Here is a 9559-nt window from a genome sequence, read left to right on the forward strand (position 1 = left end):
TGGGAGGCCGGCAGCCGACTTATGCGGGTTAAGGGCTTCAGGCCCCTTTGAATCAAGTATATTAGTATGAATAGCTCGATGGTTACGTGGGGTTTGATTTCGCCCGTTCGCGTAATTCTGGCAGGACCGCACGAACTCCATTTGCTCCGATACTAACAATGGAGCCGATATTAACGAATCGATACCCATCATCAATTGCCTGTCGGCAGCGGTCGAGATCTCCAAAGGTAATGCCCGCGGGTTTATTCGCTGTGGCCACACGTTTGGGGAAATCGGCCAATAGTTTGACAACTTCTGGATGTTGTATTTGTCCAATGACGCCTAGGGAAGCGGAAAGGTCCATTGGCCCGGCAAAGAGGACATCAATGCCATCAACGGCTGCAATTTCCTCGATATTTTCGATGCCTTCCGGTGATTCGATTTGCGCAATAATTGCTGTTTCTTCATTGGCATGAGGGAGATAATCATCGAAGGAAAAGTCCATGAACATCGTCCAGTCGGGCGAGACGCCTCTGGTTCCTTCGGGAGGATACTTGGCATATTGTACGGCGAGTTTTGCTTCTTCTGCATTATTGATCTGGGGAACCATGATGGTGTTGGCTCCGATATCTAATGCTTTTTTGAAGAAAATCGGGTCGAGGCCAGGAACGCGAATCATGGGCATGCAGTTTTTTCGGCGGGCGATCTCAGGGATATGCTTGACTTCATTGACCCCGTAAGGACGATGTTCCAAGTCGATCCACAAAAAATCGACTCCTGTATCCACTGAGAGTTTGGCAATAATTTCTGAGGCATCAGGCATGGCAACGCCTAAAGCCACTTCTCCCTGAGCAAGCAGTGTTTTGATTTTATTTACGAACATGTCAGGGTCCAGCAATCAATGTGTATGGTGTTTGGGATGGAAATTCAGACAAAAAAGCAACGCCTATGATAGGCTGACAAAAACAAACGGCATACCCTGAGAGAGTATGCCGTTGAGGATTTCTGATTTTTATTGGAATTCAGTACCACGTCGGACTATTGACTGATATAGTAGATCGCCGGGTCATCAATGATCCATTCGGTTGACCATGTTCTGCCATCGTCCTGATTACAGACGTTGAAGAATGCGGTATGAAAGGATTGAATTCGAGTTCCATAAGGGGCATGTGAAGCAAATCGGTCTGCGTGGGTCAAAGGATCCACGCCCGGGCTGGCATAGTAGTGTGTACGACCATCGGGAGTAAACGACATTCCGAGTGTCCACCAGCCAGTCTGCTTGATTTCGGGGCCGATAAAATCCTGTCCGGTACTGTCAGCCCGTACGACAAACATAGCGGAATCTTCACTGTTCGGAGAATCTGTTTTACTGTTGAACTGAATGAACATTCCCAGGTAGACGGTTTCAATTTTGGTGGTCGGGCCGCGAGAAAAGAATCTTCTGCGTGAAGGTTTTTTCGATTTCATTGGGGCTTTCACAGCGGCACGAAAGCCAAAGGAAGTTCCTGTTTTATCTTCCCATTCTTCAAATGGGGGAATGTAGACGCGTGTGACGACGCTGGGAGAATAAGCTACAGAGATCATTGAGCCCTGCATGATCAGGTCATCCTGATTGGTTCCTCGGCTGCCTTGTCCTGGAACTCCCGTATGCAGTGATTTCATCATCAAAGCACCTTTACTGCCGGGAAGCCCTCCTGCAGGTGTTGGCACCCGCTGGATCATATCGGGTTGCCCTCGCTTGGCACTTTCGGTCCAGATGTTATTCGTGGATTGTCCCAAAGGATAACGCGTCTGTTTGTCAACATTCGTACTGCTTTTGGGAAGATTCGTAATAAATTCCCAACTCTCATCTTCAAAATCATCCCAGGCACCTTCTACACGCGTTCCTGTGCCCGGTAGAACCTGTGCACTTAAATCGGCACCTGCCAATAGAAATGAAGTGCCCGCTAATAAAGCCATAAAATGTCTGGAGAAAAAATGATTCCAATTGAGAAGCATGGTTTTCTGTTCCCGGCAATAATGATGAAAGAAGAGAGAAGTTTTGTAATGTGGCGCTTGGGATGTTACTCACAGTCGAGAATTGAACAGACCCGTCCCTGCTGTGTGCAGTTATTCCGCAATTGTCGTATTACTGGAATTATCGGATAGATCGGCAGGAATGGTTCAAATTATCTTGATGCGTTTGATTTACTGTAAGCTCTTATCAGGTCGTTGTTTTCTGTCCCGAAATACCTCTAAAAGTAAAAAGGGCGCCTCCGAATATTGGTCTTGGAAAGCATACATTCGCTGTATCTTTTGTATTTTGACTGTTCCGTATAGATTCCGGCTTTCCTTGGTGAATTCGTTGTGCTGAATTGGATTTCGAAAATAGACTCGCTAAGATAGCGGCTTGGTTTTTAACCATAATCGTGTCTTTCAACCGGTTTAAATACAAAATCAGTTCAATTCATGAGAGGCCTTGGCGCGAGTGCCTCAGAAAATCCTTTCGATTACATCAAGATTTCGAGAACGTAATGACAGATCCCCATCTCTCTGAGCAGGATGCTCTTTCTCAGAGTTTACTGAATACTAAGCAGGAAGAACTCATTCTGGTCCTGGATTTCGGGTCTCAAACATCGCAACTGATTACGAGACGTGTCCGCGAGCAGAATGTTTTCAGTCAACTGGCGCGGCCGACTCTGAGCGCTGAACGAATCAAGGAACTCAATCCGAAAGGGATTATTCTTTCTGGTGGTCCAGCCAGTGTTTATGGTAAAGATTCACCTCAGCCTGATCCGGAAATTTTTAACCTGGGGATTCCGATCCTGGGAATCTGTTACGGAATGCAACTGGTTTGTGCTTCTCAGGGCTGCGAGGTGACAGGGGGTGAATCACGGGAATTTGGTAGAACTCCCTGTGCCGTGAGTGATCATTCCAGTCTGTTCTCGGGTGTTCCCACAAATTTGATTGCCTGGATGAGTCATGGCGATCAGGTCGAAAATCTGAGCGAACACTTTACCTCTCTGGCATCCACCGAAACCTGTCAGTTTGCTGCTGTCAAACATCATACGAAGCCTCTGTTTGGTCTTCAGTTCCATCCGGAAGTCACGCATACCGAATTTGGTGGCATGTTGCTGTCCAATTTTGTGCGAATGGTCTGTGGATGTGAGGGAACCTGGAAAATCTCGAATTTGATTGAGCAGGAAGTGGCATTAATTCGAGAACGTGTGGGTGATAAGCAAGTGATTTGTGGTCTCTCGGGGGGAGTCGATTCTTCCGTGGTCGCCGCCTTGCTCTATCAGGCTATCGGTTCACAGCTATCATGTATTTTTGTTGACAATGGTTTGCTGAGAAAAGGGGAAGCGGATGAAGTGTCCTGTCGCTTTGGCGAGCACTTTAAAACGGATCTGCATGTTGTGAACGCGCGTCAGATGTTTTTATCAGAACTGAAGGGTGTTACAGATCCGCAGAAAAAGCGGAAAATTATTGGCCGCCTGTTTATTGAAGTGTTTCAGAAAGAGGCCGAGTCGATTGAGAATGCGCAATTTCTCGCTCAGGGAACTCTGTACCCTGATGTGATTGAATCGGGAGCCAATCCCGATGGTCCGGCTGCGACCATCAAGTCGCACCACAATGTGGGAGGCTTACCGGAAAAACTGGGCTTTGATTTGATTGAACCTCTCCGTGAACTGTTTAAAGATGAAGTTCGTGAAATGGGTCATGAATTAGGCTTGCCTGACGAATTGATTTATCGGCATCCTTTTCCCGGGCCGGGTTTGGCAGTTCGTTGTCTGGGCGAAGTGACTGAAGTGCGTTTGGATGTGCTTCGAGAAGCAGATCTGATTGTGATTGAAGAATTACACAAGGCAAATCTGTATCGAAAAACGAATCAGGCTTTTGCGGTTCTACTTCCGATTCAATCGGTGGGAGTGATGGGCGATGGTCGAACTTATGAAGATGTGGCAGCGATTCGTGCAGTCGAAACAGACGATTTTATGACCGCCAACTGGTCGCCTTTGCCTCACGAAGTTCTCGAACGTATGTCGACCCGGATAACAAATAATGTCAGGGGCATCAATCGCGTGGTCTATGATATCAGCTCGAAACCGCCCAGTACCATTGAATGGGAATAAGTTCCGTTCCAGACCGATTTTCTCCCGGGAACTGGAAGAGAAAAACGTAGTCACAAATAGTACAAGAAACGTGCTTCTGGTTTTCGCGTGAACTGGGCTTGATTTTCGAAGTGATCCGGCTATGTTAGAATGTATTCGTTAAGATTCTTTACAATTTAAAGTCCCACAGAAGTCAGAACGATGCAAAATTGCTTACATTCTGCTGAGTCACTGTAATTTTGCAGACTTCGTGTGTTACTTCCCACCTTTGGATTCCTCACACATTAATTGCATTTCTTGAATGAGAAAGTCGGAGAACATGATTTCGGTTTCGGAAAGAAAAGTTATTTGTCTGGCGGCGATTTGTTTATCTGTCTTGATATTGGCAGGTGGCAGTTATTTTTCAGCAGCTACAGCTCAAAAACCTCTGGCTGACGAGGGGGACTTGTCAAAGCGGTTGAAGCGTGTTCCTGCGACGCCTCCAAAGGACTCTTTAAAGGGATTTCGATTAGAGCATGGTTTTGGATTGGAACTGGTGGCAGCTGAGCCGACGGTGATGGATCCTGTTGACGCCTGTTTCGATGAAAACGGTCAAATGTATGTTGCCGAAATGCGAGGTTATCCTTATCTCCCGGAACAGCGTCCCGATTATATTCCTGGTCCCGTTCGAAAGAATGCCGGTGTGATTCGCTTATTGCAGGATACCAACGGTGATGGGAGCATGGATCAAAGTTTTGTCTTTGCAGACACGATTACCTGGCCGACTTCGGTTTGTTGCTATGATGGTGGGGTCTATGTAATTGCACCTCCTAATATTTATTACTTCAAAGATACCGACGGCGATCACAAGGCTGATATTCGTGAGACAGTTTTTACCGGAATACCCACAAAGAATGTGCAAGGCCTGGCTAATAACTTGAAATGGAGTCTGGATAACCATATCTATTTTGCAGGCGGTACGAATGGCGGTTCCATTTTAAAAGATGGAAAAGTAGTCATTCCTTCAGGACGCCGCGATTTGAAGTTGAATCCGAAGACAAGAGAACTGGAAGCGATTTCCGGAGGCTCTCAGTTTGGACATTCGATGGATGATTGGGGAAATCGCTTTGTTTGTAGCAACAGTAACCATATTCAGCATGTTGTGTATCCCAGCCGTTATATTAAGCGAAATGCTTATCTGGCTGTACCGGGTGTGTTAAGGACGGCTGCACGCAGAGGAGCCGCTGCTCCTGTTTACAGACGCAGTCCGCCGGAACCCTATCGAGTGATCAGGACTGCACGGCGCGTTGCAGACCCTGCTTTTCGCAAGCGACTTTCACCTACAGAACAGGTGGCAACGGGTTTCTTTACCTCCGCTACAGGGGTGACCATTTATCGTGGCGGTGCTTATCCCCTTGAGTTTCAGGGAAATGCTTTCATCGGCGATGTGGGCGGTAATTTGATCCATCGGAAAACAATGGAACAAAAGGGAGCCTCCCATGTTGCGACGCGCGCGGACGAGAAGACCGAGTTCATCACTTCCAAGGATAACTGGTTTCGTCCCGTGAACTTTGTCAATGCACCTGATGGCACGCTCTGGGTTCTAGATATGTATCGTGAAACGATTGAACATCCCTTTTCGATTCCCGAAGATATCAAACGTCATCTCGATCTGGAAAGTGGTTTTGATCGGGGGCGCGTTTATCGTCTGGTTCACCCGAAAGGGACTAAATTTAAAGTATTGAAATTAGGAAAAATGCCCATTGATCAACTGGTTTTGCAGTTGGAATCACCCAATAGCTGGAATCGGGAAACCGCCCAGCGTTTGATTTGGGAACGACAGGACAAGTCGGCAATAGAACCTCTGGTCAACCTGTTACAAACTTCAAAACAACCACTGGGACGCCTGCATGCATTATGGTCATTGGATGGTTTGAATGCGTTAAATGCGGAACTGTTATTGAAGGCATTAAAAGATCGTGAACCTGGAGTCAGAGAGCATGCGATTCGTCTTTCTGAAAAATACTCACAGAAGAATCCCGAGCTGTCAGGGGCCGTGCTGAAACTGACAGCGGACCCGGATTATCGTGTTCAACTGCAGTTAGCCTTTTCACTGGGTGAGTTTGAAAAGCAGGCGGCAATTGCGGGTTTGACAAAGCTGGTTGATTCCCGGAATTTTGACCGTGATTTGCAGGTGGCTGTCTTGACTTCGTCCGCAGATATCGCGGGACCCTTGGCTGTGAATTATCTGCGGGAATCGAAGGGGAAACTTTCCGGAAGCAAGCGTGGTCTGGTGATTGAATTATTACGAATTGCGGGAGCGAAAAAGGATACGAACGATTCCCTCGCCGTTCTGGGCTATGTTTCCGATGATTCAATTTCTCTGTTGCAGAAACAGTTGGTGCTCGGTGCGTTGGGCGAAGGTCTGGGGCGTCGAGGTGCTTCTCTGGGCACTTTGCTCAATGACAGCAAGCTTGATTCCAAAATGAAACAGCGTTTTGATAAAACCATTTCCGATGCAGTTCAAATCGCTGGGGATGAAGACAAACCTCTTGCTGAGCGAGTTGCCGCCATACGCTTATTAGGCTTTATGGATTATGGTGTTGCCGGTGAAGTACTGGCGGAAGTATTAAACCCGCGTTCAGCACCTAAAATTCAATTAGCGGCTGTCGAGGCTTTGTCACGCATGGGTCATAAAGATGTGAGTTCCGCACTGTTGACCAACTGGTCAGGGTTCAGTCCGGCTGTTCGGACGGATGTGATTGATGCCCTGCTGGGGTCATCGGGGCGGATTGACAGTTTGTTGAATGCCATCAAGAACAAGCAGGTTAAACTGAATGAGATCGCGCGTGACAAAAAAGACTTGTTGATGAATCATCCGAATCATGCGATCCGTAAACGTGCTCGAACAGTATTGGGGAATGAAGTCAATAAAGACCGTGCTAAAATTGTGCTGGCTTATCAGGCTTCTCTGGAATTGAAGGGAGACATTGCGCGGGGTAAAAAAATCTATATGAAGAATTGCTCGGGTTGTCATAAAGTTGGTGATCAGGGGCATAATGTAGGTCCTGATCTGGCGACAACGAAGAATAAATCAAATAGTGATTTATTGATCGCGATTCTGGATCCCAGTCGTGAAGCCCAGGCCAATTACAACACTTATACGGTGGTCACTGATCAAGGTAAGTTATTTACCGGTATTATTGCTGCCGAAACGGCGACGAGTTATACGATTCGCAGAGCGGAAGGAAAGCAGGATATTATTCTGAGAAATAATATTGATACGCTGCTGTCCAATGGTGTCTCGTTGATGCCGAATGGCCTGGAAAAAGAGGTAAACCCACAGCAGATGGCCGACTTACTGGCATTTATCAAAACGCTGGAACCGCCACCTAAAAAATAAACGTTTCAGTGACGACAATAAAAAAACAGCCCTGCCAAAATTATCTGGCAGGGCTGTTTCATTTATGCGTTGTGCAGGGGAGGTTTACCAGTCCATCCCGATCGAAATGGAACCACCGAGTAGACTGAGGTCTCCCGATTCACTGGAAGCCGATCCGGCACCATTCCACCACATTCCGTCCCAGGCCGCACGGACCCAGACTAGAGCACCGGTTTGCAATACAAAATCTGCTTGTGCACCGATTTGTACTTCAGCGATGCTTAATGATTTTTTGATATCTGTTTGTGCTATCGCAACTGTCGGTCCTGGGGTTCTGTCTTCTGCCGAGTATTTAGAATTCCCCCAGAGGGCGGAATACTTGAGACTGGAAATCAGCGAAACACTGGATGTTCCTTTGGAGCGTCGATCAAATATTCCCAGAGGGCGTCGTGCTTCAGCAAAAACAACCAAACCATCTCCATCGAAGCGGTGTCCGACATCTGATGATACGGGAGCACCACTGGCAGTTCCCTCGGCACGGTAAGTCTGGCTTACTGAAGCATGGCGGTATCCACCACCAAATGTTGTCTGCCATCGTTCAAAATTCAATTCCTGACTCAAGTCAAGATCGATGGTATAGAGCTTTAAATTACTGGAAACACTCATATAGTCTCCCATCGCCCCACCAGCAGATATTCCTCCGGTGGCCGTTTTGGTAGGCAGAGCATTAAAGAAGATGAAGTTGCTTGGGGCAATCGCACTGCTTCCCGAGTTATCTTCAAATTGGAACCAGCGAACTTGTGCGCTGAGTCCTTCGTTATCAATGACACCTAGATTGATACGGGGTGCACTCTGGAAATTGTACGGGAAGTCATTGGATGTTGTGATTGTTGCCATTCCCGATTGGTCTTCTGTGAAAAACGCGGTGTCAGAATCGAAACCGGGTTTCAGGAAAACTGCTGCCGCCCCAGCGACGATTCCCAGACGTTCGTAAACCGTATCATCCAGGTAAGGATCTTCGATCCAGTCTCCCTGAGTATATTCTTCAACTGGCCCGTAATACTCTCCCTGCGCGTAATTTTCGGGCATGGCAATCGGAGAAACATCAGAAGTCCGCGGAGAAGCGGGCGCGAATGAGACGGCATCAATTGCTGGTTCATACTCTGAAGGCTCATAGACTTCTGAAACATTTGAAATTCTGAAGACTCCTTCAGATTCATTTGATGGTTTGATCGGTAAATCAGATTGAGAATAAAGTGGCTGTATCGAAATGCAGCAGATTCCCGTGATTATCAAGCCAACGAATCCGTTCGTTCTCATAGCTTAATCTCTCCATTTCAGCTCAAGCAAAATCGGTTGGGACTCAGATGACTGAAAGATGCTAATTAAAAACTAACCGCTCCGACAAAACACACTTTGTGCGTTCAGAGTATATATTTGTTCGTAAGTACAGCAGTAGGGTTGGGCTATGTGGATAACCCACTGTCATAATTGATCGGCTCGTTATTGCCCAGAAGACCATTAAAAACGTCACATCTTGCAAAAACAGTCCGATTTTTCGGCCAGAATGATTCAAGTGTATAGTTAACATTATGGTTAATCTGATCGCAGTCCAGCCCGTGATTTGCAAACACATTTCATTAAATCATATCTATTAAACGAGTTGGGGATTTAGAAAAAAAATAAAAATGCTGGTGCCAGGAAATGATTCATCGTTAGTTTTGTTGTTGTCATACGTCTGTACCATGAGATTTTCAAGTGATGACACAGGGTGAAGCGAACAGATCTGAGTTCATTTTCATCTACTTGTTTATCTCGTATGTAGATTTTGTGTTTCTTGCATGACTGTTACAAATGGAATGGGGCAGTTATATTTTACCTATTTTACGCAAATTTCTTTGACATCGGTTCAGACTAGTTTTTAGCATCAAAGACTGGGTTTCTGTCTTTGTGCAGAAATCAATTAAAACAATTGAGTGTTCGGACGTTCTGTTTGCGGAGCGGTCTTGTTTTAGAGTTCATTGAATTGAATCAGAGATTAACAACTAACAACAAAACATATTGGCATTTTGGATTACTTAAATAATGGAAGTGTGCTGTGAAAACTCACTTCATTTATAGTAAAATG

At 46.3% G+C, this 9559-nt stretch carries 5 protein-coding genes; 2 read left to right on the forward strand and 3 right to left on the reverse strand.

Annotated features, from left to right (window positions below; translation table 11 throughout):
• Nucleotides 1–82: 82 nt before the first annotated feature.
• Together Q0668_RS06665 and Q0668_RS06670 are read right to left on the reverse strand one after the other, a co-directional pair.
• Nucleotides 83–862, reverse strand: a complete 780-nt coding sequence (locus Q0668_RS06665; RefSeq protein ID WP_298861690.1) for an aldolase/citrate lyase family protein — start codon at nt 860–862, stop codon at nt 83–85.
• A gap of 155 nt (nt 863–1017) precedes the next feature.
• Nucleotides 1018–1977: a hypothetical protein gene (locus Q0668_RS06670; RefSeq protein WP_298861693.1), complete on the reverse strand. Its 960-nt coding sequence runs from the start codon at nt 1975–1977 to the stop codon at nt 1018–1020.
• 515 nt (nt 1978–2492) lie between these two features.
• On the opposite strand from Q0668_RS06670, the gene guaA reads away from it, so the two are divergent.
• A complete protein-coding gene (guaA, locus tag Q0668_RS06675) occupies nt 2493–4091 on the forward strand; it encodes a glutamine-hydrolyzing GMP synthase (protein WP_298861696.1) in 1599 nt (532 codons plus the stop codon).
• A gap of 298 nt (nt 4092–4389) precedes the next feature.
• A complete protein-coding gene (locus Q0668_RS06680) occupies nt 4390–7452 on the forward strand; it encodes a PVC-type heme-binding CxxCH protein (RefSeq protein ID WP_298861699.1) in 3063 nt (1020 codons plus the stop codon).
• 84 nt (nt 7453–7536) lie between these two features.
• Here the strand turns inward: Q0668_RS06680 and Q0668_RS06685 are convergent, their stop codons facing one another.
• The gene (locus tag Q0668_RS06685) at nt 7537–8751 is read right to left on the reverse strand and encodes a hypothetical protein (RefSeq protein ID WP_298861702.1); all 1215 of its coding nucleotides are present in this window, start codon (nt 8749–8751) and stop codon (nt 7537–7539) included.
• Between the last annotated feature and the right edge of the window lie 808 nt (nt 8752–9559).

The organism is uncultured Gimesia sp., from assembly GCF_937910335.1.
Classification (GTDB): Bacteria; Planctomycetota; Planctomycetia; order Planctomycetales; family Planctomycetaceae; genus Gimesia.